At 64.7% G+C, this 21,933-nt stretch carries 27 protein-coding genes; 8 read left to right on the top strand and 19 right to left on the bottom strand.

Annotation, left to right across the window (positions count from 1 at the left end; translation table 11 throughout):
* The 14 genes from FHS31_RS12975 to flgB form a co-directional block, all read right to left on the bottom strand.
* A complete protein-coding gene (locus tag FHS31_RS12975; protein ID WP_167074193.1) occupies positions 1 to 171 on the bottom strand; it encodes a hypothetical protein in 171 nt (56 codons plus the stop codon).
* 231 nt (positions 172 to 402) lie between these two features.
* Complete coding sequence (locus FHS31_RS12970) at positions 403 to 1,362, bottom strand: flagellar motor protein MotB (protein WP_167074191.1); 960 nt, start codon at positions 1,360 to 1,362, stop codon at positions 403 to 405.
* Between the two features lie 3 nt (positions 1,363 to 1,365).
* The gene (gene motA / locus FHS31_RS12965) at positions 1,366 to 2,229 is read right to left on the bottom strand and encodes a flagellar motor stator protein MotA (protein WP_167074189.1); all 864 of its coding nucleotides are present in this window, start codon (positions 2,227 to 2,229) and stop codon (positions 1,366 to 1,368) included.
* Positions 2,230 to 2,354: 125 nt separating this feature from the next.
* The gene (locus tag FHS31_RS12960; RefSeq protein WP_167074187.1) at positions 2,355 to 3,200 is read right to left on the bottom strand and encodes a flagellin N-terminal helical domain-containing protein; all 846 of its coding nucleotides are present in this window, start codon (positions 3,198 to 3,200) and stop codon (positions 2,355 to 2,357) included.
* A gap of 10 nt (positions 3,201 to 3,210) precedes the next feature.
* On the bottom strand, positions 3,211 to 4,575 hold the full coding sequence (gene flgK / locus FHS31_RS12955) for a flagellar hook-associated protein FlgK (RefSeq protein ID WP_167074184.1): 1,365 nt from the start codon (positions 4,573 to 4,575) through the stop codon (positions 3,211 to 3,213).
* On the bottom strand, positions 4,572 to 4,892 hold the full coding sequence (locus FHS31_RS12950) for a rod-binding protein (RefSeq protein ID WP_341786357.1): 321 nt from the start codon (positions 4,890 to 4,892) through the stop codon (positions 4,572 to 4,574). Before FHS31_RS12950 ends, flgK begins: the two co-directional genes overlap by 4 nt.
* Positions 4,889 to 5,947: a flagellar basal body P-ring protein FlgI gene (locus FHS31_RS12945; RefSeq protein ID WP_243843463.1), complete on the bottom strand. Its 1,059-nt coding sequence runs from the start codon at positions 5,945 to 5,947 to the stop codon at positions 4,889 to 4,891. Before FHS31_RS12945 ends, FHS31_RS12950 begins: the two co-directional genes overlap by 4 nt.
* 101 nt (positions 5,948 to 6,048) lie before the next feature.
* Positions 6,049 to 6,771 carry a flagellar basal body L-ring protein FlgH gene (locus FHS31_RS12940; RefSeq protein WP_167074181.1) on the bottom strand — a complete coding sequence of 241 codons (723 nt, stop codon included), beginning with the start codon at positions 6,769 to 6,771 and terminating at the stop codon, positions 6,049 to 6,051.
* Complete coding sequence (gene flgG / locus FHS31_RS12935) at positions 6,752 to 7,540, bottom strand: flagellar basal-body rod protein FlgG (RefSeq protein ID WP_167074179.1); 789 nt, start codon at positions 7,538 to 7,540, stop codon at positions 6,752 to 6,754. Before flgG ends, FHS31_RS12940 begins: the two co-directional genes overlap by 20 nt.
* A gap of 10 nt (positions 7,541 to 7,550) precedes the next feature.
* Entirely contained in the window at positions 7,551 to 8,297 is a 747-nt protein-coding gene (gene flgF, locus FHS31_RS12930; protein WP_167074177.1) for a flagellar basal-body rod protein FlgF, read from the bottom strand.
* 11 nt (positions 8,298 to 8,308) lie between these two features.
* Positions 8,309 to 9,613: a flagellar hook protein FlgE gene (locus FHS31_RS12925; protein WP_167074175.1), complete on the bottom strand. Its 1,305-nt coding sequence runs from the start codon at positions 9,611 to 9,613 to the stop codon at positions 8,309 to 8,311.
* Positions 9,614 to 9,635: 22 nt separating this feature from the next.
* The gene (locus FHS31_RS12920) at positions 9,636 to 10,319 is read right to left on the bottom strand and encodes a flagellar hook assembly protein FlgD (protein ID WP_167074173.1); all 684 of its coding nucleotides are present in this window, start codon (positions 10,317 to 10,319) and stop codon (positions 9,636 to 9,638) included.
* Positions 10,316 to 10,723: a flagellar basal body rod protein FlgC gene (gene flgC / locus FHS31_RS12915; RefSeq protein ID WP_167074171.1), complete on the bottom strand. Its 408-nt coding sequence runs from the start codon at positions 10,721 to 10,723 to the stop codon at positions 10,316 to 10,318. The genes FHS31_RS12920 and flgC overlap by 4 nt, the downstream gene beginning before the upstream one ends.
* A gap of 2 nt (positions 10,724 to 10,725) precedes the next feature.
* Positions 10,726 to 11,106 carry a flagellar basal body rod protein FlgB gene (gene flgB / locus FHS31_RS12910; RefSeq protein WP_167074169.1) on the bottom strand — a complete coding sequence of 127 codons (381 nt, stop codon included), beginning with the start codon at positions 11,104 to 11,106 and terminating at the stop codon, positions 10,726 to 10,728.
* A 186-nt stretch (positions 11,107 to 11,292) separates the two neighbouring features.
* Here flgB and FHS31_RS12905 point away from each other — a divergent pair, with 186 nt between their 5' ends.
* The 7 genes from FHS31_RS12905 (at position 11,293) to FHS31_RS12875 (ending at position 16,742) form a co-directional block, all read left to right on the top strand.
* A complete protein-coding gene (locus FHS31_RS12905) occupies positions 11,293 to 11,988 on the top strand; it encodes a MotA/TolQ/ExbB proton channel family protein (RefSeq protein ID WP_167074167.1) in 696 nt (231 codons plus the stop codon).
* A complete protein-coding gene (locus FHS31_RS12900; RefSeq protein WP_167074165.1) occupies positions 11,985 to 12,422 on the top strand; it encodes an OmpA family protein in 438 nt (145 codons plus the stop codon). The genes FHS31_RS12905 and FHS31_RS12900 overlap by 4 nt, the downstream gene beginning before the upstream one ends.
* 35 nt (positions 12,423 to 12,457) lie before the next feature.
* Positions 12,458 to 12,976 (top strand): flagella basal body P-ring formation protein FlgA, encoded by a 519-nt coding sequence (locus tag FHS31_RS12895; RefSeq protein WP_167074163.1) that lies wholly within the window; start codon positions 12,458 to 12,460, stop codon positions 12,974 to 12,976.
* 73 nt (positions 12,977 to 13,049) lie between these two features.
* Positions 13,050 to 13,322 carry a flagellar biosynthesis anti-sigma factor FlgM gene (flgM, locus tag FHS31_RS12890; protein WP_243843457.1) on the top strand — a complete coding sequence of 91 codons (273 nt, stop codon included), beginning with the start codon at positions 13,050 to 13,052 and terminating at the stop codon, positions 13,320 to 13,322.
* Positions 13,319 to 13,636 (top strand): hypothetical protein, encoded by a 318-nt coding sequence (locus FHS31_RS12885; RefSeq protein WP_167074161.1) that lies wholly within the window; start codon positions 13,319 to 13,321, stop codon positions 13,634 to 13,636. The genes flgM and FHS31_RS12885 overlap by 4 nt, the downstream gene beginning before the upstream one ends.
* A 254-nt stretch (positions 13,637 to 13,890) precedes the next feature.
* Complete coding sequence (flhA, locus tag FHS31_RS12880; protein WP_167074160.1) at positions 13,891 to 16,014, top strand: flagellar biosynthesis protein FlhA; 2,124 nt, start codon at positions 13,891 to 13,893, stop codon at positions 16,012 to 16,014.
* Positions 16,011 to 16,742 (top strand): FliA/WhiG family RNA polymerase sigma factor, encoded by a 732-nt coding sequence (locus FHS31_RS12875; protein WP_425057234.1) that lies wholly within the window; start codon positions 16,011 to 16,013, stop codon positions 16,740 to 16,742. The genes flhA and FHS31_RS12875 overlap by 4 nt, the downstream gene beginning before the upstream one ends.
* A gap of 87 nt (positions 16,743 to 16,829) precedes the next feature.
* Here the strand turns inward: FHS31_RS12875 and FHS31_RS12870 are convergent, their stop codons facing one another.
* The 4 genes from FHS31_RS12870 to FHS31_RS12855 form a co-directional block, all read right to left on the bottom strand.
* The gene (locus tag FHS31_RS12870) at positions 16,830 to 17,495 is read right to left on the bottom strand and encodes a hypothetical protein (protein ID WP_167074159.1); all 666 of its coding nucleotides are present in this window, start codon (positions 17,493 to 17,495) and stop codon (positions 16,830 to 16,832) included.
* A gap of 120 nt (positions 17,496 to 17,615) precedes the next feature.
* Positions 17,616 to 18,287, bottom strand: coding sequence for a ligase-associated DNA damage response endonuclease PdeM (gene pdeM, locus FHS31_RS12865; protein ID WP_167074157.1), 672 nt, complete (start codon positions 18,285 to 18,287; stop codon positions 17,616 to 17,618).
* 190 nt (positions 18,288 to 18,477) lie between these two features.
* Complete coding sequence (clpX, locus tag FHS31_RS12860; RefSeq protein ID WP_167074155.1) at positions 18,478 to 19,746, bottom strand: ATP-dependent Clp protease ATP-binding subunit ClpX; 1,269 nt, start codon at positions 19,744 to 19,746, stop codon at positions 18,478 to 18,480.
* Positions 19,747 to 19,813: 67 nt separating this feature from the next.
* Positions 19,814 to 19,996, bottom strand: a complete 183-nt coding sequence (locus tag FHS31_RS12855) for a hypothetical protein (RefSeq protein WP_167074153.1) — start codon at positions 19,994 to 19,996, stop codon at positions 19,814 to 19,816.
* A gap of 105 nt (positions 19,997 to 20,101) precedes the next feature.
* Between FHS31_RS12855 and FHS31_RS16740 the strand changes: the two genes are divergently transcribed.
* Positions 20,102 to 21,124, top strand: a complete 1,023-nt coding sequence (locus FHS31_RS16740) for a glycosyltransferase (protein WP_167074151.1) — start codon at positions 20,102 to 20,104, stop codon at positions 21,122 to 21,124.
* Positions 21,125 to 21,224: 100 nt separating this feature from the next.
* Here the strand turns inward: FHS31_RS16740 and clpP are convergent, their stop codons facing one another.
* Complete coding sequence (gene clpP / locus FHS31_RS12845) at positions 21,225 to 21,863, bottom strand: ATP-dependent Clp endopeptidase proteolytic subunit ClpP (protein WP_167074149.1); 639 nt, start codon at positions 21,861 to 21,863, stop codon at positions 21,225 to 21,227.
* Between the last annotated feature and the right edge of the window lie 70 nt (positions 21,864 to 21,933).

The following is a 21,933-nucleotide window of genomic DNA, read 5'->3' as shown; positions in this document are numbered from 1 at the left end:
CTAGGTCAGCGGGCCCGAATAGAACCAGCGCCGCGTCGCCAGCGTCCGCACCATTGCGCAGCCGCAATCGCGGCAGGTGGTGCGCAGGGTTCCCCCCGTCAGGCCGATCGGCACGCGCCGAGGGCGGTGACGGCCGCTCAGGCAGCTGTGGGGAAGGGCTTCGTTCGACATGCTGACCTCCATGCCGGCCGCTATCCAGTTCCCAAATCGCGCGCCTATTTCGCATTTATTGCACGGCACTACGAAGCCGAAACGAAACGGGCCCGCCTTTTGGGGGAAAAGGCGGGCCCTTCGATCGGCCGATCCTATCGGCCGCGGCGAGGCACGTGGGGAGTCGGCGGCCTCGTCACAGCCAAGATAGGATAGCGAAATACGCTTTCCAGATGCTTCTGCTTGGAGGCCTCAAAGCCCGCTTTGGGCGGCGGGACCGAAAGATCCCAGCAGATGCGCGCTCTGGCTCTTATCGGTAAGCCCGGGCGGTGCAGAAGCGGCCTGATCGGCGGACCAGGTGAGCGTGATCGACATGCGCCGGTTGCGCGGATCGTAGCGATCGGCGGCAATGAACGGCTCGCGATCGGCGACGCCTTCGATCCGCGCGAAGCGATCGGCGGGCACGCCCTGATCGGCCAGTGCCTTGCGCGTCGCCTCGGCCCGGGCGCTGGAAAGTGTCCAATTGTTGACCGATCGGCCCGCCGCATAGGGCAGCGCATCCGTATGGCCGCGGACGATCACGCCGTTGGGCGCGCCCTGGATGACCTGCGCCACCTTGCCCATCAGCTCGTAAGCCTCAGGCACCAGCTTGTCCGTCCCCATCCCGAACATCGCGAAATCGGCCTTGTCGATCAGATCGATGCGTAGCCCCTCGGGCGTATCCGTGAACCGGATGTTGGACATGAACTTCTTCATGGCCTTGTCCTGACTCAGCTTATTGACGAGCTGACGTTTGAGGAAGCCAAACCGCTGCTGATCCTTGGCGCGATTGGTGATTGAGCTTTCGCTGGGGCCGCCGATTGCATCGCGCGGAATGGTCATGCTCTTGCTGCCGACGCCGCCCGAATGGGGATAATTGTCCTTGGCCATCAAGGAATCGCCGCCGAACACGCCATTTGAACCCGCGCTCTTCTCGCGCATCTCGACCAAGGTCGGCGTGAAATAATCGGCAATGCCCTTGCGCTGCTTCTCGGTGGTGGCGCCGAGGATCCAGAGCAGCAGGAAGAAGGCCATCATCGCGGTCACGAAGTCCGCATAAGCGACCTTCCAGGCACCGCCGTGATGCCCGGCGTGCGCTTCCTGATAGATCTTCTTGACGATGATCGGCCGCGGCTCCGGCTCGTTCTTGCCGCGCTTGTTGGGGGCAGCCATTTTTTAGCGCCCGCGCATGCCATCGAACACATCGGCAAAGGCCGGCTGGTTCGAATGCGTGATACCGGAGCGCGCGGCTTCGATCACCAGGGGCAGCGGATGGCCGTGCAGCGAGGCGATGATGATCTGCTTGACCACGCCATAGATGGCGGCGTCGGCTTCTACGACCTGCTTGCAGCGGTTGGCAAACGGCCCGACAATGCCATAAGCAAGCAACACGCCCATGAAGGTGCCGACCAGAGCCGAGCCGATCATGGCGCCAAGGATCGACGGCGGCTTGTCGATCGATCCCATGGTCTTCACCACACCCAGCACGGCGGCGACGATGCCGAGCGCGGGCAGCGCATCGGCGAGGTTCTGCAGCATGTCCGCCGGGCGGATGTCGTCATGGTGATGCGTCTTGAGCGCATTATCCATCACGTCTTCAACGGCATGGGGGTCGAGCGTGCCCGATGAGATCACGACCAGCCGTAGCGTATCGGTGATCATGTGGACGAGCGTGCTGTCCTTCAGCAGCTTCGGATATTGCGCGAAGATCGCCGAGGATTTGGGATCCTCGATATGCGGTTCGAGCGCGACCGGCCCTTCGATCCGCAGCATCTTCATCAGGCTGGAGACCAAGAAGATCGTCTCCAGATAATCCTTCTTGCTGTATTTCGGGCCCTTGAACACCTTCATGATGCCACCGCCGAACTGCTTCAGCTCCTTCATCGAATTGCCCGCGACGATCGCGCCGATGGCAGCACCGCCGATGATGATCATCTCATGCGGAATCGATTCCAGGACAGGGCCGAGCGCGCCGCCCGTGAAGGCGAAACCGCCGAACACCATGCCCAGGAGAACAACGAGACCGATGGCAGCAAACATGGTTTTCGGCTCTCCCCGCCCGCAAATCACGGAAAGCCGATACAGGTCGCCTTTCCCAATATGATTAACGGCGCGGCGCGGCGGACTTTATGGTGAAGCGGTTGTTAACCGTAAAAACGCCCGCGTCAGGCGAGAAGGCTGAAGAGGTTGTTCTTCATCGATTGCGCGAACACCGTCTGCGCGGCCTGGAGCGAAGTCTGTTTGGATTCGATCTCGCTGAGCGCATAGGTCAGATCGGTGTCTTCCAGACCCGTCCGCTCGGTGGCGAGATCGGTATCATTGTCCTGAAGCTGCGATTTGACCGAGGTGAAGCGCGCCTCGCGAAGGCCTTGATCGGTCTGCGCGGTGCTGACGTGGGCGATGGCCGCATCGAGTTCGTCGAGGCTCGTCGAAAGGCCGGTATTGTCGCCGTTCGTGAGCGCGGTCTGCGCGGCGCTGAGGATATCGCCGATCGTCTTGCTGCCTGCCGCTGTCGAAACGCCCTGAAAGACGCTGCTATAGGAAGGGGTGGCCGTAACCTGCAGACTGTCCGAAATCGGAATCGCGCTGGGTGTTCCCGTCGGGAACAAAGGATTGCCGTTAGGATCGTTCGCCTGCGAGGCGGTGGTGATGTCCCCCGCGATGCCCGCGAGCTCGGTCGCCAGCGCATTGCGGTCATTGCCTGAACTGCTGTCGGTGCGACCGTTCAGCACAAGCTCTTTGGCGCGCGTCAGCGCATTTTGAATCGAGGCGAGTTGCGTATCGGCGGCACTGGCGATCGAGGCACCCGTGTTGATATTGGCCTCATAAACCGTGTTGTTGGCCTGGGTCTGGTTGATGCTGGCGATGCGCGCCGCGGCGACGGGATCGTCGGAGGCGGCGGACAGCCTCTTGCCGCTCGAGACGCTCGCCTGCAGCTTGGTGATGTCGCTGGAGATACGCGACTGCCGGTTGATTTCGGCTTGGGAGACGTAGCGGGTCGAGCCGATCATGGCCTGGTCCTTAATTGAACAATGCGAGGATGGAGTTGAGCGTGTCGCGCGCGGTCGAGATGATCTTCGCCGATGCCGAATAGGCCTGTTGATAGCGCAACAGATTGGCCGCCTCGGTATCGAGATCGACGCCGGTGGTCTCGTCGAGCATACTGTAGGCGCTGTCCTTGCTGCTCGCCGCGGCGGTGGATTCGGTGGTGGCCGAAGAGACGAGGAGCGCCTGCGCATTGGCCATCGACTGCCATTTCGCTTCCACTCCCGCGGTGCCACGCAGAGTGGAAAGCGTCAGCAAATTGCCGTTATCCGTCGCCGACGTGGATCCGGCAGCGATCGCGCCGGGATCTGTGGCAGTCAGCTTGATCGTCGCCGCAGTCAGGCCGGCGGGATCGAGAAGATCGCCGCCGGCAGCACCCGTCAGTGTCTTGCCCTGCCGGTTCCAGCTGTTGAGCTGGGTAACGAACTGGCTGGCGATCGCATCGACCGACTGGCGGCGGCCCGCGATCGTGTTCGATACATCGACCAGCCCGGAAAGCGCCCCCCCGGTGGGCGTGGCGGCCGATGTCGCGGTGCCGACGGTCAGCGTCATCGCCAGCTGCCCGGTATTGGAAGGCGCGATACTCAGCACGGCCGGCGTAATGCTGTTGCTGGAGAGCAGTTGGGGTCCTGAATAATCGCTGAGCTTCAACGATGCTGCGCCGGTGTTGGCATCGATCGTTACATCGATGCCGATGTTGGAAGAGATCGAGCCGATCAGCGAATCGCGCTGATCCTCGAGATCGGCGCGCGATGCCGATCCCAGCGGTGCGGTCTTGAGCGCGGTGTTCACCTTGGCGAGCGTGCCGAGCGCGGTGTTGGTCTGATCGACCAAGCTCTGTGCCTGAGAGGAAACGGTGTTCGTGATCTTGGCGAGATCGGCGTCGGTCTGCCCGATCGCGGTAGCGGCATCGTTGATCGCGGACAGCATCGTCTGCCGCGCCGCGGTGTCGCTGGGATTTGCGGCGAGCTGGGTGGCGTTGGTGAAGACGGCGGTCAGCTTGGCGGCGACGCCATTGGTGCCGTCTCCCAGCGTGGTCTCGACCGACGTAAGATATTGCAAGCGCGTGCTCGCCCGGCTCGCGTCCGAATTGGCGGACCAGGCGCTCTGCGCCTGATATTGATCCCAGACGCGCTGCACCTGGCTTGCCTGCACGCCGCCGAAGGCGCTGCCCGATCGGCTGAGCGTATACGGCCCCGCCGCCGTGGTCTGTTCGGTAAGCACGACCGAACGGCGCGAATAGCCATCGGTATCCGCGTTAGTGACATTCTGGCCGACCGCGGCGAGAGCGCCCTGATAGGCCATGACGCCCGAGCGGCCGATCGACAGCAGATCGCTCATTTGACGCCGCCTTTATCCGCGGTCGCCGTGCCCGAGACCCGCGCGCCATATTGTTTGATCAGCATATCGGCGATGTGGAGGCCACCCTTCTCGGCGATCTGATCGGCCATCTTGGCGTCGCTCATATCGCGGAACTGCTGCGAGCTGTCGGAATCCATGATCCCGTCGCCCAAGCTCGCGGTCCGCATAGATCCGATCATTTGGCGCACGAAAATCGCCTCGAACGCCTTGGCCGCCTTCTTGAGCTTCTCCTGCTCAGGATTGGCGGCAGGCGTCGCAGGCTTGACGGCCGTGGTCGAGGCGATCGCATCGGTCACAGGACGATCAGTTCCGCCTTCATCGCGCCCGCCTGCTTGAGCGCTTCGAGGATGGCGACGAGATCGGCCGGTGAGGCGCCGATGGCGTTCACCGCCTTGACGATATCGGCCAAGCTGGCACCGCCGCCGAAGCGGAACATCGGATTGCGCTCCTCATCCACCGCGATCGTGCTCTTGGGGACGACCTTGGTCTGGCCCTGGCTGAAGGGCTCGGGCTGCGAGACCTTGAGATCGTTCGAGACCTTCACGGTAAGCTTGCCATGGGTGACCGCGGCTGGCGCGATGCGGACCGCGCCGTTGATCACGACCGTACCGGTGCGGGCATTCACGATGACACGCGCGGGCGCATCGGCGGGCTGGACGTTGAGATCCTCGATCTCACCCATCAGGGCGGTCCGGAGTTCCGCGCCTTGCGGCGCGGTAATCGCGACGGTGACCGCATCGATCGCGCGCGCCCGGCCTGCGCCCAGCCTGGAATTGATCGCATCGGCAAGACGGCCGACGGTCGTGAGGTCGGCCTCAGCGAGATTGAAATGCAACTCTGGCGTCGTTGCGAAGCCGGCATCGACGCTTTTCTCCACCGTCGCCCCGCCGGGGATGCGGCCGGCGGTGGGCACGTTGATCGTGATGTTCGATCCATCGGCGGCGCTGACGCCCAGCCCGCCGACCGCGAGATTGCCCTGTGCCATCGCGTAAATCTGGCCGTCCGCGCCCTGTAGGCCGGTCATCAGCAGTGTGCCGCCCCGAAGGGACTTGGCCTTGCCGAGCGCGGCGACGGTGATGTCCAGCCGCTCGCCGGGTTTGGCGAAAGGCGGCAGTTCGGCGGTGATCATAACCGCAGCGGCATTCTTGAGCGCGGGGTTGAGGCCCGGCGGCAGCGACAGGCCGAAGCGCGAGGCGACGCCCTTCATGCCTTGCGTGGTATATTCCAGGCTGTCGTCGCCCGTGCCGGCCAAGCCGACGACGATGCCGTATCCGGTCAGCTGGTTGGCGCGCAGGCCCTGGAAATTGCCGAGATCCTTGATCCGCTCGGCCCGCACCGGTGCGCCGCTCATCAGCGCCGCGATCAGCGGCACGATGGCGAACAGCGAGAACCAGCGCCACATGGGCGATCCGGCGATACGGGTGGAAGCGCGAAGCGGAAGCATACTCATCCTCAGAACGGGTTGATGCGGGTGAAGAAGCGGCTGAGGAAGCCTTGCGTGCTGGCGCGCGCCACCTCGCCCTTGCCGGTATAGTTGATCCGGGCATCGGCAACGCGGGTCGACTGAACCGTGTTGTCAAAGTCGATATCGCTCTGCCGGATCAGGCCGGAGATCTGGATCTGCTCGTCACCGCGATTGAGTGTCAGCTGCTTCTGCCCCCGTACCAGCATCGTGCCGTTCGGATAGACCGCCGCAACGGTGACGCTGATGTTGCCGGTCAGCTGGTTGGATTGCGCGGCATCGCCCTTGCCGCCGAACTTCTGGCCGGTCCCCATGTTGAGGTTGACCTTGTTGAGCACGGTGGCGATCGGCCCGGTCGGCGGCGGCGTGACGCTTACCGATCCCGAACGGTCCATCGTCTGGCTGTTGCTCTTCAAGGCCTGGGTCTTCTCGACGAGCGTAATCGTCACGATATCGCCGACATGCGCGGCGCGCGTGCCGCTGGTGAGCGGCGCATAGCCGTAGGAGGCATGATAGATCGCGCCGTCGGCCGGCGCTTCGGCCGGCATTTCGGGCGCGGGCGTTGGCGCATATTCGATGCGCGCTTCCTGCGTCTTCTTGCCGAAAAGACGGGCGTGCGCGGGCGCGGGTAGCGCGAGAATCGCGGCGCCGGCGGCAAGGCCGAGGATGATCGCGATCCGCGCCGACAAGGCCTCAGAGCTGCTGGTTGGCATATTGCATCATCTCGTCGGTGGCCTTGATCAGCTTTGAGTTCACTTCGTAGGCGCGCTGGGTCTCGATCATGTCGACGAGCTCCTGCGTGATATCGACGTTGGAGGATTCGAGGCTGCCCTGCGCGATCGTGCCGCGCCCATCGGTGCCGGCATCGCCGACCTGAGGACTGCCCGAGGAGGCGGTTTCGGTCAGAAGGTTGTTTCCCCCTGCCTGCAGCCCGGTCGGGTTGACGAAGCTCACCGTCTGGATCTTGCCGACATTGGTCGCGGCTGTCTGGCCCTGCAGCGTTGCGGAGACGGTGCCGTCCGCCGCGATCGTGATGTTGGTGGCGCCGGTCGGGACGGTGATTTCGGGCTGAAGGGGCATGCCGTCCGACGTGACGATCTTGCCCTCAGCGGTCAGTTGGAAGGCGCCGTCGCGGGTGTAGGCGGTGGTGCCGTCCGGCTTCTGAACCTGAAAGAAGCCTGCGCCCTGAATCGCGAGATCGAGCGCATTGCCCGTCGTCTGTAGCGATCCCTGCGTGTCGAGCCGCGAGGTGCTCATGATCTTGACGCCCGAGCCCAGATTCAGCCCGGTCGCATATTTATTCTGGTCCGAAGAGGCGGCGCCGGGATCGGTGATCGACTGATAGTCGAGCGTCTCGAATTGCGCGCGATCCTTCTTGAAGCCCGTGGTGTTCACGTTGGCGAGATTGTTGGCGATTACGCGCATGCGCTCGTTCTGCGCATCGAGCCCGGTGCGGGCGACGTGGAGGGCGGCGTTGGTCATCTAATCTTCCTCAATCGGAAATCTTCATGAGATCGGTTGCGGAGCGATCCATCTCCTGTGCGGTGGTGAGCATTTTCACCTGGCCATCCCAGGCGCGGCTGGCGTCGATCATATTGACCAGCGCGGACGAGGTGCTGACGTTCGATCCTTCGAGGCTGCCTGCGATAACCGTAGCATCGGGATCCTCGGGCAGCGTGCCGCCGCCCGCGACCTGGAATAGACCATCGATCCCCTTCTTAACGTCGGAGCCTTTGGGGCTGACCAGCTTGAGCTTGTCGACCTGTTGCGGGTTCTTGGGATCGCCGCCCTGCGGCACGATCGAGATGGTGCCATCCGCCGCGATCGAGACCTTGTCCGCCGGCGGCAGCGTTATTGGGCCGCTGGAGCCGAGCACGATCTGGCCGTCTCCCGTCGTAAGCAGCCCGCTCTCATTCTGGGTCAGGTCGCCGCGCCGCGTATATTCCTCGCCGCCGTCCTTGCCCTGCACCGCAAGCATGGCATCGCCGTTGATCGCGACATCCAGATCGCGGCCGGTGGCGGTGACGGGTCCGGCGCTCATGTCCGTCCCCGCCACCTCTCCGGTCACGGTGGCGCGCGCGTCGGTGGCCTTGCCGTTCGACATCCACAGCGCCTGCGCGTTGGTAAGCTCGCCGCGAAACCCCGTGGTGTTCGCGTTGGCGAGATTGCTGGCGATCGCGGTCTGGCGCGCCATCGCGCCACGCATCGCCGCAAGCGAGCTGTAGATGAGGCGGTCCACCTGCTTTTACCTTAGCTGCGCAGGTTGACGATCGTGTCGGTCATATTGTTGGCCGTCTCGATCGCCTTCGCGTTGGCCGAGAAGTTGCGCTGCGCGGAGATCAGCGACACCAGCTCTTCGGTAATATCGACATTGGCTTCCTCGAGCGCCCCCGACTGGATATTGCCCGCCGAACCTGTGCCCGCGGCGCTGACGATCGGCTCGCCCGAAAGCCCGCTCTGGCCCCAATAGCCGCTGCCGAGCTGACGGAGACCATTGGGATTGGGGAAGTTGGCGATCATCACCGCGCCGAGCTTTTTGGTCGATCCGTCGGAAAAAGTCGCGGTTATCAGACCCTGCGCGCTGACCGAAATATTATCGAGCTGACCCGCGGCCTTACCGTCCTGTGTGACGGTGCCCGGGGTGAAGGTGGAGGCGATCTGGCGCGTGTTGACGCCATATGTCGCCGACAACGCCACTTCCGAGGAAGAACCCGAAGGGAGCACCTGGCTGAAGGTCGTGACGCCGCTCGGCGCGGTCAGATTGCCCGAGCTATCGAAGGTCATCGTCAGCGGCTGGGGCGGCGAGGTCGCGACGTTGCCGTCCGCGCTCGCTTCCTGATCGCCGACGAAGAGGTGGGCCTGCCAGGTCGAGGTCTGACTATTGCCCGCGCTCGGCGTCGCGGTGCGGACATAATAGAGCGTCGCCTGTAGCGGATTGCCCGCCGAATCGTAGATCGTGGTGGCGCTCGAATAATTGTAGCTGTTCGAATCGTAGCGATCGAACTTGTAGGGGATGGTCGAGCTGTAGTTCGAACGGGTCGAAGGCAGATCTGCGTCGCTGGGCAGCGTCACGCTGAGGTTCAGATTCTGCGTCGCCTTGGGTTGGCCGGCGGTCTGCGGGATCTGGATGGCGGACGCCGAACCGATGCCGGATGCGGTGACATTGCCATTGGTGTCGACCGGCAGCACCTGAACCTGATTGCCGTTACCATCGACGAGATAGCTCTGATCGTTGACCTGGAAGGCGCCGTCCCGCGTGTAGCTGAGCTGCGATGCGTTCTTGGTGACGAAGAAGCCCTGGCCGGAGATGGCGAGATCGAGCGCGCGATCCGAACTCTGGAAGCCGCCTTGGGTGAACTGCTGGCTGATGTCCTTCAGCTGGCTGCCCTGCCCTGCCACATTGCCCGACTGCAGCGGCGAAGCGGAGATGATGTCGCCGAATTCGGCACGGCTCTTCTTGAAGCCGATCGAGCCGACGTTGGCAATATTGTTCGAGATGACGCCAAGATCGGTCTGCGCGCCTTTGAGGCCGGAGAGCGAGGTATAGAAGGACATGAAGACTTACTCCTGAGGAAGGTCAGCCGAGCTGCAGGACTGCGGAAGGATCGATGGTGCCAAGGCCGGTCGTCAGCTTGGTCGTGCCGGTGGCGGGAGACTGGACCGACTGGATTTCGGTCCAGGCGGCATTGCTGGGGGTCACCGAGCCCGATCCGGTAGCGGCGGGCGCGGTGACGATGATCCTCAGCGGGCCGGAGACGGCGGCGCCGCTGGCGTCCTTACCATTCCAGCTCCAGTCGACCGCGCCGGCGCTCTTGGCGCCGAGATCCTGGCTGTTGACGGTGTTTCCGTTGGCATCGACCAGGCTGAGCGTCACGTCCTTGGCGGCGGCTGGCAGCGTGATCTCGCCCGCGAAGGCGCCGCTGGAAATCGCACCCACCGAGTCCGACGCAACGAGCGCATCGCGCCCGAGCCAGCCCGAAGCGTCGAATCGCGAGGCAGAAAGATTATCGGAGATCGTCTTCAGCGAGCTGTTCATCTCGGTGATGCCCGCAACCTGACTAAAAGTCGCCATCTGTTGGACCATCGCGTTCGTGTCCTGCGTATCGGTCGGATCCTGCGTCTGGAGCTGCGTCGTAAGCAGCTTGAGGAAGCCCGCCTGATCGATCGTCTGACTGGAGCTGGACGTGCCGCTGCCGCTTGTCGCCGTGGCGGCGGCGGCGCCGAGCGAATCCAGATAGCTGTTACCGGTGGATAGGGTCATTTCTCGATCCTCAGCGTGTCGAGGGTTAGTGTCTTGGCGGTCTGAAGCACCTGAACGTTGTTCTGATATTGGCGGGCGGTCTCCATCATCTCGACCAGCTCACCCGCATTATCGACGCCCGCATCCCAGACGTTGCCGTCCTTGTCGGCGAGCGGATTGCCGGGATCGTGACGCTGCGTCGGCTCGGTGTTGCTGGCGACGACCTTGGAGACGCCGACAGTAGCGACGCCTGCCTGATTGCTGCCCACCGTCTGGAACACAGGCTTCAGCGCGCGGAAGGCGCCGTCCTTAGTGGTCGAGACGCTGTTGGCGTTGGCGAGGTTCGAAGCGGTGGTCGAAAGCCGCACCAGCTGGGCGCTCATCGCGCGGCCGGCGATATCGAAGACCGAGAGGTTGGTGCTCATCCTTATTCTCCCTTCAGCGCCGTCATGACCGTCTGGACGCGGCCTTGGAGGAAGGAGAGCGTGGTTTTGTACTGAACCGCATTCTCGGCGAAGAGCGTCTGCTCGGTCGAGAGCTCGACCGTGTTGCCGTCGAGCGATGTCTGCAGCGGCACGCGATAGCCCATCGCGCTATCGGCGGCGGCGGAGGCTGCGGCGGTACGCTCGTCGGCCGATCCACCCGCGGCCTGTGCGGTCGCCGTGGCCAGCGCCTTGGTGAAATCGAAATCGCGCGCCTTGTAATTGGGGGTCGCCGCGTTGGCGATGTTGGACGCGAGCAGGGCCATGCGCTGCGATCGCAGCGTCAGCGCCGTCCCCTCGATCCCGAAAAGTGGATCATTCGCCATGAGAGCCTCCTTTCGCCCTAAACTTCTTCACGCCCCGGTCGTCATCAGCTTCGAACGGGGCTTCCGAGCCATGCCTTGCAATGGGCGTGCCAATTCGGAAGTGGCGGTCGGGAACGGGCATGGCGGGGCCGTTCCACAAGGGTGCCGGCAAATTTTTGCCGGGACCGGCAATGTATTGCCGGGAGTATGCGTATCGTGGTGTTAGTTGACGCTTTGCTGGCTTTCGTGGACCCCCTCGCGTTCGGCGCGGTGTGGGGGGGATCGGTGCTTGTCGCCTGTGCGCGGGCGTCCCGCGGGGAGGCCACCGCAGCGTTCGCTGCGCTGAAACCGCTATTTGCGGCGGACCCCCAGGCCGATGCCGATGCCGCCCGCCGCGCCACCAACCGCATCGCTGCCGTGGCCGAGGTGAAGGGCATCGTCTTCGCCGAGCGCGTATCGACCACGGGCCGCTTCCTGGCGCAGGCCGCCGCAGAGCTTGCCGATGCTCGCGATGCCGAAGACTTCGCCCGCTGGGCCGATGAGCAACTCGCCGCCCGCGCCGCCCGTCACGCGGGCGCGATCGCTTTCTGGGAGGCTATGGCCGATACCGCGCCCGCGATGGGCATGATCGCGACGGTGATCGGCCTCGTCCGCATGTTCGCGACGCTCGACGATCCACATGCGATCGGTGGCCCTATGGCGACCGCGCTGGTCGCAACTCTGATGGGCCTGATCGTCGCCAATCTGATCGCCGGACCGATCGCGGCGCGGCTGGAGCGGCTCTCCGCCGCCGAGCTCGCCTGGCAGCGGCGGACGCTCGACCATTTCTCGCGCCTCGCCCAGGCCGAATTGAGCGATGCGCGCGCGCTCCAGCGCCGTGTCCAGCGCAGCGTTGCCGCATGAAGAAGGCGCGTGCACGCTGGGCGCTGAGCTTCGCGGATCTCTGCCTGCTGCTGCTCGGCTTCATGATCATCCTCGTGGCGCGGCCCGATGGCGCCGCGCTGGCGGGCGGGCTGCGCAGCGCGATGGGGGACAAGGGCACGCGGGCCGAACAGCCTGCGGCCGCATGGTTCGATTCCGGCGAGGCGGTGCTCAACACCAACGGCCAACGCTTCGTGCGGGATTTCGCCCGGGGCGCGGGCGGAGCGCATATCCGCCTCACCAGCCACGGCACCGATGATCAAAGCGCGCGCTTCGATGGATGGGAGCTTGCCGCCGCGCGTCTCGCGGCGGTCGCCCGCGCGCTGCAGGCGGCCAACGTCCCCGCCGCGAACATCGCGCTTTCGATCGATGGGGCATCCGGCGGCGGGCAGCGAATAGGGTTAGAGCGAAGTTAACCTTATCTTGGCACGTTTCCTGCACCATGTTTGGTATGAAACGTCCCTTTCTCCTCCTGATCGGCCTTGCGGCCCCCGCAACGGCGGCGCCGTTCCAGAACATCGCGGCGCTCCAGAACCGCGTGATCGCGGCGCTGGGCGCGGGGATCGGTGAGCCGGGCGGCCCCTCGGCACCGATCGATACCCGGCTGAAGCTCGCCGCCTGCCCTTCCAGCGTAACCGTCGATCCGCCCGCGATGGGCGCGGTGGCGCTGCGCTGCCCGGCGGTGGGGTGGAAGATCCGTGTGCCGCTGGTCCGCTTCGCCGGCGCTCCAAATATCGCATCCGCCGCAGCGCCCAAGGCCGATATGATCGTCCGCAAGGGCGATCCGGTCGATCTCGTCGCCACGTCCAGCGGGTTCAGCGTCTCGGTAGGGGCCGTCGCGCAGGAAGACGGCGCGCAGGGCTCTCGCATCCGGGTGAAGACCGATGGTGGTGAACGGCGGCCTCAGGGCCAGATCCTGTTCGCCGAGGTGATCGAGCAGGGGCGCGTCAGATTACCGGGATTTAACTGATTGGACGTTTTGCCGTTATCATCGAACAAGTAGGCGTTCGATCGGTGGCGGTATCATGCGGAAGGATTTCATGATGATCACGGGCATTGGGGCGACGGGCAGCCGCCCTCTCGACCAGCTCCGTACCGAAAAGCCCGCGCCGAAGGCCGCCACCCTTCCGGCTGCATCGGACGACGCGGACACCGCGCCGGTTTCGACCGCGAGCGGCCTTGCCGCGGCGGGCGCACCGGTCGATCTCGACAAGGTCGCGCAGATCAAGGCAGGCATCGCCAACGGCAGCTACAAGGCCGATCCGGAGGCGATCGCCGCCAAGATGATCGCGCTGGATATTCCGGCCAAGGCATGAGCGCCGCCGCTCTCGACACGCTGATCGCGCGCGAAGAGGCCCTGATCGCCGCGCTCGATGGTCAGGACGTGACGCAGATCGAAAGCTCTACCGACGCAATGCGCGCCGCGCTGATCGAGCTTGCCGCGATTGGCGCCTGGCACAATCGCGTCGAGGTCGGAGAGCGCGTGATCCAGGCGGTGAAGCTCGCCGAGGCTGCCAAGGGCCGAATCAACTTCCTCGCCGATCGCAACCGCCGCAAGCTCGATCGCCTGGCGACGCTGACCGGCGCGCCCCTCGCCCCCGCCTACGGACGCAGCGGCCGGCTGAGCTGACGCCTTCGGGCTTCCTCAATATCGTGGTGTAATACCCTCTCCCGCTTTCGCGGGAGAGGAGGGGCCCGCTCGCGCAGCGTGGGAGGTGAGGGTCTTTCTTCCTTTCGATCTCGGCTGAAGAAGAAGACCCTCACCCTCCCACCTTTCTCGCTTCGCTCGAAACGCGGACCCCTCCCTCTCCCGCGAAGCGGGAGAGGGGAAAAAGTTCTGGCACGCCTCTTGCTTCTTTGCCCTCGTGCACAGTGAGGGTGAACATGGCGACGGACGCGATTAAGCGGAAGCTCTGGGTGGGATCGATCAAGGGCGCCATCCTGCCGATGGCGACCTTGGCGCTGGTCGGGCTGATGATCGTGCCGGTGCCGAGCTTCCTGCTCGATGTCGGCTTCATCATCAATATCATGATCAGCCTCGCCGTGCTGATGGTCGCGCTCAACGCCGCCAAGCCGCTCGATTTCTCCGCCTTCCCCACCGTGCTGCTGTTCGCGACCCTGCTGCGCCTCGGCCTCAACGTCGCCTCGACGCGCGTGGTGCTGGTCAATGGCCACACCGGCGCCGCAGCGGCGGGTCATGTGATCGAAGCGTTCGGCCACTTCCTGATCGGCGGCGATTATGTCGTCGGCCTGTTCGTGTTCGGCATTCTGATGATCATCAACCTGGTGGTGATCACCAAGGGCGCGGGCCGCGTCTCCGAAGTCTCCGCACGCTTCACCCTCGATGCCTTGCCCGGCAAGCAGATGGCGATCGACGCAGATCTCAACGCCGGCCTCGTCACGCCTGAGGAAGCCAAGGCCCGCCGTCAGGAAGTCGCCACCGAAGCCGATTTCTACGGATCGATGGACGGTGCCTCCAAATTCGTGAAGGGCGATGCCGTCGCGGGCGTGCTGATCCTGGCGATCAACATCCTCGGCGGCCTCGTGCTCGGCGTCGTCAGCCACAAGATGGCGGTGGGCGATGCCGCCTCCACCTATATCCAGCTGGCGATCGGCGACGCGCTGGTCGCGCAGATCCCGGCGCTGCTGCTGTCGATCGCCGCCGCCGCGATCGTGACGCGCGTGTCCAGCCCGCTCGACCTCTCCAACCAGATCACCAGCCAGTTCGGTTCGGCCAAGGCCTGGACGCCCGTCGCGGGCATTCTCGGCTTCCTCGGGCTCCTGCCCGGCATGCCGCACCTGATCATGATCCCCGCCGCCGCCAGCGCGGCCGGGATCGCCTGGAAGCTCAACAAGAATAAGAAGATTGCCGCGATCGCCGCCGCCGCGCCCCCGCCGGCCGCCATCGCCAATCCCAGCGCGATCAAATGGGACGAGGTTTCGGACGGCGCGCCGCTGAGCCTGGAGCTCGGCTATGGCCTGGTCGGCCTGGTCGACGATCGCAAGGGGGCGCCCCTGATGGCGCGGATCACCGGCATACGCCGCCAGTTGAGCCGCGAACTCGGCTTCGTCGTCCCGCTGGTCCGCGTCCGCGACAATCTTGCGCTCGGGCCCAACGCCTATCGGATCAGCGTCGCGGGCGTCGTCGTCGGTGAGGATGAGTGCTGGCCGGAGGATCTGCTCGCGCTCGACAGCGGCGATCTCACCGCCACGGTCGAAGGCCGCGCCTGCCGCGATCCGAGCTTTGGGCTGGAGGCGGTGTGGATCAATCCCGCCCAGCGCGGCGAGGCGGTGGTCGCGGGCTATACCGTGGTCGATGCCGCGACGGTGATCGCCACGCATCTCAATCAACTCGTCGCCAACGCGGCGAGCGATCTGTTCGGCATGGACGAGATGCAGAAGCTGCTCGACGCGCTCAAGGAGAATGCGCCGCAGCTCGTTGCGGGCCTCACCCCCGCCCCGCTCAGCCTCGCCCAACTCGCCGCGGTCAGCCGGCTGCTGCTGGTGGAGGGTGTGCCGCTCAAGGACTTCCGCCGGATCGCCGAGGCGATCGTCGATGCCGCGCGCGAGACGACCGAGCTGGTGCCACTGGTCGAGGCGGTGCGCCAGCGAATCGGCGCGCTGATCGTGCAGACGGTGGTGCCGGTGCGGATGCCGCTGCCGGTGATCACGCTGGATGCCGAGCTCGAAGGCCTGCTCGCCCAGGCGATTCGCGTCGGCCCCAATGCGCAGCATCCGTTCGAGCCCGCGCTCGCGCAACGCATCGTTTCCGCCGTTTCCGATGCCGCCGCGCCGATGGTCAATGCCGCCAGCCGCTTCGCCTTGGTGACATCGCCGATCGCGCGGAGGGCGCTCTCAAGACTTCTTAAACCACATCTGCCCGATAGTCCGGTGATGAGCTTCCTGGAGATTCCGGACGGCAAGGCTGTCGAGGTGGTGGCGATCGTCGGCGGCAAGTCCGGCGAGGCGCCGGCATCGGCTCGGCCACGATTGGAGATGGCGCAATGAGTGCCGCGCTCGCCTACGATATGGGTGCGACCTATGGGCGCAAGCCGACGCGGGCCGATCCCGCCGCGCTCGCCCGCACGCATATGCAGCTGGTCCGCAAGATCGCCTGGCACGTCCACGGCCGCGTCTCCTCGGCCATCGATATCGAGGATCTGGTGCAGATCGGCATGGTCGCGCTGGTCGAGGCAGCCAACAGCTACGAAGACCGGGGCCACGCTTTCGCGACCTATGCGACGCTGCGCATCCGCGGCAACATGATCGATCACCTCCGCCGCCACGCGACGATCTGCCGATCGGCGATGGCCAAGCGCAAGGAGATCGGCAAGGTCAGCGCCGGCTTACGCGCCACCCTCGGCCGCGAGCCTTCGGAGGGCGAGGTTGCACAGGCGATGGGGCTGAGCGCGTCCGAATACCGCGAAGTGACCGACAGCTCGGCCGGCATGCGCCAGGAATCGCTCGACGAGGTCTATTCGGACCAGAGCCTGTGGTTCGCCGACGTCGAGGAGCGGATCGACGAGACGCTGGAGCGCGAGGAACTGGGACGGTTGCTCGCGTCCCGCATCGCCGATCTGCCCGAGCGCGAGGCGATGGTGCTCCAGCTGTATTTCGTCGAGGAGATGAACCTCGATGAGATCGGCCAAGTGCTGAACGTCGGCGCGGCGCGGGTCTGCCAGATCAAGAAGGCGGCGCTGGATAAACTGCGCAGGGATTTGAGCGACGCGATGTGAGCGCGAAGCCCTCTCCCTTGAGGGAGAGGGTTGGGTGAGGGTGACCCGCCATTGATGGCTGGGAGCTCGGGCTGACGCCCTCGCCCCCTAACCCCAACCTGTGCGGGCGAGTGTTCGTCCCCGGACGAACACAAAAACGCCCGCACACCCCACAGGGGAGAGGGAGTTTTCGTATCCCCTGCCATCGCCGAAGTTGAAGAAGTTGAGGCTTGTGACGGGTTTTCCCCACTCCTCCCCCGCCAGGGGGAGGTGGCAGGCTTCAGCCTGACGGAGGGGGAGGTCAGGAATGTCTTGGATAGTTCGCCGCCGTCCTCCCCCTCCGACGCCTTCGGCGCCACCTCCCCCTTGGCGGGGGAGGATTGATTGAGGCGCCTCCGCCATCCGGTCGAGCCGCCGGAGCTGCGCCAGTGCGGCGCGGTTATCGAGGCGGTGGTGGGTTACCGCCACGCCATCGGCGCCGACGCGGGTCACGCTGACGCCATCGATCGCGCGGCTGGTGACGATGCCGGAGCAGCGATTACGGGCGAACGCGCGGGCGGCGCGCCAGGCGCGGGCGAAGGCCTCGCCGCCCGCCCTGCCCCGCAACGCATAGGCCGACGCCACCGACAGCCCGACCGCGCGGCACGCCGCAGCCACCTGCCGCCCCTCGACGAGCAGCGCCAGGAAGCGGCAGCGGCGCCGGTTCGTCCAGCCATCGCGCCGGGCGGTGGTGCCGAGATCGATGACGCCGGGAACTGTGGCGAGACCTTGCATTATCCGACCCTTCCGGATGTGTGTTCGGACGGTGCCTCTACCAGATAATCCAAGAAATTGCAACCTTATTGGTTCGTTGATTTCCCACTAAATGTCCGTTGTGGTATTTCTCCAGCGCATTCAGGCCGCGAGTGGGAACCGCAGCAATCGATCGGCCAGAGGGACCAAAGCCTGCGCACGCGGCCCGACGGCCTTGCGAATCGCGGGATCGTGCGCGTCCAGGCCGCCGGTCAGCGTGCCGAAGGCGGGCAGGATGAGCTTGGTGCCACCGGCGATGAAGCAGCGCCGCGCCACCTGCCGCCCCCGCAGATGCAGCCGCAGCTTGGGATGATAATGGCCTGAAAGTTCGGGACGGCGATCACGGGGATCGGCCTCGTGGCGCAGCAGCAGCCCACCGATTGCGATCTCGTCCAGCACGCGGCCGCCGCAATGATCGGCGATGCCGCGCGCGGCGATATCGTGATTGCCGCTGATCCACGTCCAGTCGGTCGCGCCGGTCAGCGCGCGGAGCATCGCCTGCGCCTGCGCGGGCAGCCGTTCGCAACCCGCCTTGTCGTGAAAACTGTCGCCCAGGCACCAGATCTCGCGGGCCGCCGTCGCTTCGGCGAGCTTGGTCAGTTCGGTCAGCGTGGCGATGCTGTCATAGGGTGGCAGCATCTGGCCGCTGCCGGCATAGAAACTGGCCTTTTCGAAATGCAGATCCGCGACGAGCAGCGCCTGCCGATCGGGCCAGAACAGCGCGCCCGCGGGGAGAAGCGCCAGTTCGACGCCACAGAACGAAAAGCGAACCATAGCGTGGCTATAAGGGGTGCACCATTACGCTGCAACGGCCAAGCAAGGTGACTTTGGCGGCGTTCAAATCCTCCCCTGCAAGGGGAGGTGGCATCGCGTCAGCGATGACGGAGGGGTGTCGCGCTATCGAGGGTGCAGTCACCCCTCCGACGCGCTCCGCGCGCCACCTCCCCCCAAGGGGAAGGATTTTTTAGGCCGCGTCGCCCGCTTGTTCGGCTTTCTTGGCGAAGACGCGGACGGGATCCTTGCGGCCCTCGACCACATCCTTGTCGATCACGATCTCGTCGACGCCATCCATCGAGGGCAGATCGAACATCGTATCGAGCAGCATGCCCTCGAGGATCGAACGCAGGCCGCGCGCGCCGGTCTTGCGCTGGATCGCCTTCTTGGCGACCGCGGACAGCGCCTCGTCGGTGAAGCTGAGGCTGACGCCCTCCATCTCGAACAGCTTCTGATACTGTTTGACCAGCGCATTCTTGGGCTCGCCCAGGATCTTGACCAGAGCCGGCTCGTCGAGATCCTCCAGCGTGGCGATCACGGGCAGACGGCCGACGAATTCGGGGATCAGGCCGAACTTGAGCAGATCCTCGGGCTCGCACTGGCGCAGCACCTCGCCGGTGCGGCGCTCGTCGGGGGCGGCGACGAAGGCGCCGAAGCCGATCGACTTGCCCTGCAGGCGATCGCCGATGATCTTTTCGAGGCCCGCGAACGCGCCGCCACAGATGAACAGGATGTTGGTCGTGTCCACCTGCAGGAATTCCTGCTGCGGATGCTTGCGGCCGCCCTGCGGGGGCACGGAGGCGGTGGTGCCTTCCATCAGCTTGAGCAACGCCTGCTGCACGCCCTCGCCCGAGACGTCGCGCGTGATCGAGGGATTGTCGGCCTTGCGGCTGATCTTGTCGATCTCGTCGATATAGACGATGCCGCGCTGCGCCCGCTCGACATTATAGTCGGAGGCCTGGAGCAGCTTGAGGATGATGTTCTCCACATCCTCGCCCACGTAACCGGCTTCGGTCAGCGTCGTCGCGTCGGCCATGGTGAAGGGCACATCGAAGGTCTTGGCCAGCGTCTGCGCGAGCAAAGTCTTGCCGCAGCCGGTGGGGCCGACGAGCAGGATGTTCGATTTGGCGAGCTCAACCTCGGCGCCCTTCGCGCCGTGCGCGAGCCGCTTGTAATGGTTGTGGACCGCCACCGAGAGCACGCGCTTGGCGCGCATCTGGCCGATGACATAATCATCGAGCACGCTGCAGATTTCCTGCGGGCTCGGCACGCCGCCATCCTTGCGGCTGACCAAAGTCGCCTTGGTCTCTTCGCGGATGATGTCGTTGCAGAGCTCGACGCACTCGTCGCAGATGAACACGGTCGGGCCGGCGATGAGCTTGCGCACCTCATGCTGGCTCTTGCCGCAGAAGGAGCAATAGAGCGTGCTCTTGGAGTCGCCGCCGCTGAGTTTGGTCATCTTCTTCCTGTTCCTCGGCCGCCCGAGTCGGGTGGCATGGTAGCCCTCTGCCTCGGCAGCGGGCAAATCATATATCGCGGCATCCCTTGCCAGCGGGTTTACCGGGCAAGCGATATGTGATCGCGGAGCCGGTTAAACAAGCGCCCGGCGACGAAGCGAACGGATGCCGGGCACGACGGTTCCCCATCCGGGCCACGACCAGCGCGCCGAGGCAATCATGGAGCAGGATCGCTTGCGTGACGATCTTCATCTTGGGTATGTCGTTCACATTAGCGGGCGCTTTCAAGAGTGGTGATGACCCTATTCCTTTATCGGCTTCAGTCCGGCGCCTTCGTCGCCCAAGATTTGTTGTAGAGTGATCGACCGCCCGCTTTGCGTCGCGAGTATCGCCGATTTTCCCGAGCCGTGGCGTTGGATCGAGCCGCTGTACGATGGCGAACCTCCGATCGACTTCCGATTTTTCAGAACGCCATCCAGCAAATGGATCAATCGATTGCCCGGCCTGAGCTGGGGGCGCATCGGCATCGCGTTGCAACTGCGCGGGACGATCAGACGCGGCGGCATCGATCTCGTCGCCAGCAGCATGCCGCGGCTCAGTCACTATACCTCGGCCATCGCACGGCCTCATGCCGAGGGCGTACCGCATCTGGCGACCGGGTTTAATTTCACGGACCTTCCCACGGGAATGCGGCTTGATGCGATGCGGCGCAGCTTTGCCCGTATCGATCGTTTCGGCGTCTTCAGCCGGATGGAACGCGAGCTCTATGCGCGGCTGTTCGATCTTCCCGTCGAGCGATTTCATTTTGACCCGTGGGGCGTTGCGCCGCCGATCGCTGCGCCGCTGCCCCGCACGATCGCCGAGCCTTATGTCGTGGCGATCGGGGGGGAAGCGCGGGATTATGAAACGCTGGCGGCCGTGGCCAAGCGATTGCCGAAGCGCCGCTTCGTCGCCGTCGTTCGTCCGCACAGCTTCCAAAATATCGAAGCTCCTGCAAACCTGACGATATTGGTCAATTTACCCTGGGACCAGACATGGTCGCTTGCGGCCCATGCCGATGCCATGGCGATCCCCCTGCGATCGTCCGATACGCCCAACGGCATCGTCACGATTGTCGGCGCAGCCCACCTCGGCAAAGCCATGGTCGTGACCGATTCATCCGGCATTCGCGATTATTTGACAAGCGAACAGAATAGCCTGCTCGTTCCCGTTCAAGACGCGGCGGCGTTCGCGGCGGCGATAGAGCGGCTGTGGGACGAGCCGGATTTGCGCCGCAGGCTGGGCGACGTAGCACAGGGCTTTGCGCAAACGCATTGCACCGAAGAGGTCTCAATGCGCGCGACGATTCGCCATATCCTGGAGCTGACCGGGCGGGCGTGATCGCTTAAGACAGGTCAGCCCGGACTATCGAGGGCGCCAACGCACCTTGCCGACAATCGCCCCCTCGGCCGTTCTGACGGCCAAGGGGAGGAGCAACAGATCAGGCGGCGCCATCCTCGGACGGCGCGGGGCGCTTGTCGAAGACCTCGTCGATCAGGCCGAATTCCTTGGCCTCGTCGGCTTCCAGGAACTTGTCGCGGTCCATGGCGCGCTCGATCTCCTCGATCGGCTTGCCGGTATATTTGGCATAGAGCGAATTGAGCGAGTGGCGCATGCGCAGGATCTCGCGCGCCTGGATTTCGATATCCGCCGCCATGCCCTGCGCGCCGCCCGAAGGCTGGTGGATCATGATCCGGCTGTTGGTGAGCGCGACGCGCTTGCCCTTCTCACCGGCCGCCAAAAGGAAGCTGCCCATCGATGCCGCCTGCCCGATGCAGACCGTGCCGACCTCTGGCCGGATGTAGTGCATCGTATCGTGGATCGCGAGCCCGGCGGTGACCACGCCGCCCGGGCTGTTGATGTACATATAGATGTCTTTCTTGGGATTTTCGGATTCCAGGAAGAGCAATTGGGCGGTGATCAGCGAGGCCATATGATCCTCGACCTGGCCGGTGACGAACACGATCCGCTCACGCAGCAGACGCGAATAGATATCGAAGCTGCGCTCGCCGCGATTCGATTGTTCGATGACGATGGGAACGAGGCCGGAGACGATATCGACGTGATCGGGAGTGCTCATTGGGTCTTCCTGTGAATGATGGTCAAGAGATCGCGCTTCGGCGGCGCATGTTCAAGGGGCGGCTTTGGGG

Source organism: Sphingomonas vulcanisoli (assembly GCF_011761305.1).
GTDB classification, from domain to species: Bacteria; Pseudomonadota; Alphaproteobacteria; order Sphingomonadales; family Sphingomonadaceae; genus Sphingomonas_I; species Sphingomonas_I vulcanisoli.
The sequence above is the reverse complement of the archived record's forward strand: the minus strand, read 5'-3'. Positions and strand labels throughout refer to the sequence as shown.

Bases quoted from the DNA above. Each gene is read 5' to 3' on its own strand.
- FHS31_RS12855 (WP_167074153.1), bottom strand. From the start codon at position 19,996: ATGAAGATCGTCACGCAAGCGATCCTGCTCCATGATTGCCTCGGCGCG.
- clpX (WP_167074155.1), bottom strand. From the start codon at position 19,746: ATGACCAAACTCAGCGGCGGCGACTCCAAGAGCACGCTCTATTGCTCC.
- clpP (WP_167074149.1), bottom strand. From the start codon at position 21,863: ATGAGCACTCCCGATCACGTCGATATCGTCTCCGGCCTCGTTCCCATC.
- FHS31_RS12885 (WP_167074161.1), top strand. From the start codon at position 13,319: ATGAGCGCCGCCGCTCTCGACACGCTGATCGCGCGCGAAGAGGCCCTG.
- pdeM (WP_167074157.1), bottom strand. From the start codon at position 18,287: ATGGTTCGCTTTTCGTTCTGTGGCGTCGAACTGGCGCTTCTCCCCGCG.
- FHS31_RS12970 (WP_167074191.1), bottom strand. From the start codon at position 1,362: ATGGCTGCCCCCAACAAGCGCGGCAAGAACGAGCCGGAGCCGCGGCCG.
- flgG (WP_167074179.1), bottom strand. From the start codon at position 7,540: ATGACCAACGCCGCCCTCCACGTCGCCCGCACCGGGCTCGATGCGCAG.
- FHS31_RS12960 (WP_167074187.1), bottom strand. From the start codon at position 3,200: ATGATCGGCTCGACCCGCTACGTCTCCCAAGCCGAAATCAACCGGCAG.
- flgB (WP_167074169.1), bottom strand. From the start codon at position 11,106: ATGGCGAATGATCCACTTTTCGGGATCGAGGGGACGGCGCTGACGCTG.
- FHS31_RS12870 (WP_167074159.1), bottom strand. From the start codon at position 17,495: ATGCAAGGTCTCGCCACAGTTCCCGGCGTCATCGATCTCGGCACCACC.
- FHS31_RS12975 (WP_167074193.1), bottom strand. From the start codon at position 171: ATGTCGAACGAAGCCCTTCCCCACAGCTGCCTGAGCGGCCGTCACCGC.
- motA (WP_167074189.1), bottom strand. From the start codon at position 2,229: ATGTTTGCTGCCATCGGTCTCGTTGTTCTCCTGGGCATGGTGTTCGGC.
- FHS31_RS12945 (WP_243843463.1), bottom strand. From the start codon at position 5,947: ATGAGCGGCGCACCGGTGCGGGCCGAGCGGATCAAGGATCTCGGCAAT.
- FHS31_RS12925 (WP_167074175.1), bottom strand. From the start codon at position 9,613: ATGTCCTTCTATACCTCGCTCTCCGGCCTCAAAGGCGCGCAGACCGAT.
- FHS31_RS12940 (WP_167074181.1), bottom strand. From the start codon at position 6,771: ATGCCAACCAGCAGCTCTGAGGCCTTGTCGGCGCGGATCGCGATCATC.
- flgM (WP_243843457.1), top strand. From the start codon at position 13,050: ATGATCACGGGCATTGGGGCGACGGGCAGCCGCCCTCTCGACCAGCTC.
- FHS31_RS12900 (WP_167074165.1), top strand. From the start codon at position 11,985: ATGAAGAAGGCGCGTGCACGCTGGGCGCTGAGCTTCGCGGATCTCTGC.
- FHS31_RS12895 (WP_167074163.1), top strand. From the start codon at position 12,458: ATGAAACGTCCCTTTCTCCTCCTGATCGGCCTTGCGGCCCCCGCAACG.
- flhA (WP_167074160.1), top strand. From the start codon at position 13,891: ATGGCGACGGACGCGATTAAGCGGAAGCTCTGGGTGGGATCGATCAAG.
- FHS31_RS12905 (WP_167074167.1), top strand. From the start codon at position 11,293: ATGCGTATCGTGGTGTTAGTTGACGCTTTGCTGGCTTTCGTGGACCCC.
- flgC (WP_167074171.1), bottom strand. From the start codon at position 10,723: ATGAGCACCAACCTCTCGGTCTTCGATATCGCCGGCCGCGCGATGAGC.
- FHS31_RS12875 (WP_425057234.1), top strand. From the start codon at position 16,011: ATGAGTGCCGCGCTCGCCTACGATATGGGTGCGACCTATGGGCGCAAG.
- flgK (WP_167074184.1), bottom strand. From the start codon at position 4,575: ATGAGCGATCTGCTGTCGATCGGCCGCTCGGGCGTCATGGCCTATCAG.
- FHS31_RS12920 (WP_167074173.1), bottom strand. From the start codon at position 10,319: ATGACCCTATCCACCGGTAACAGCTATCTGGATTCGCTCGGCGCCGCC.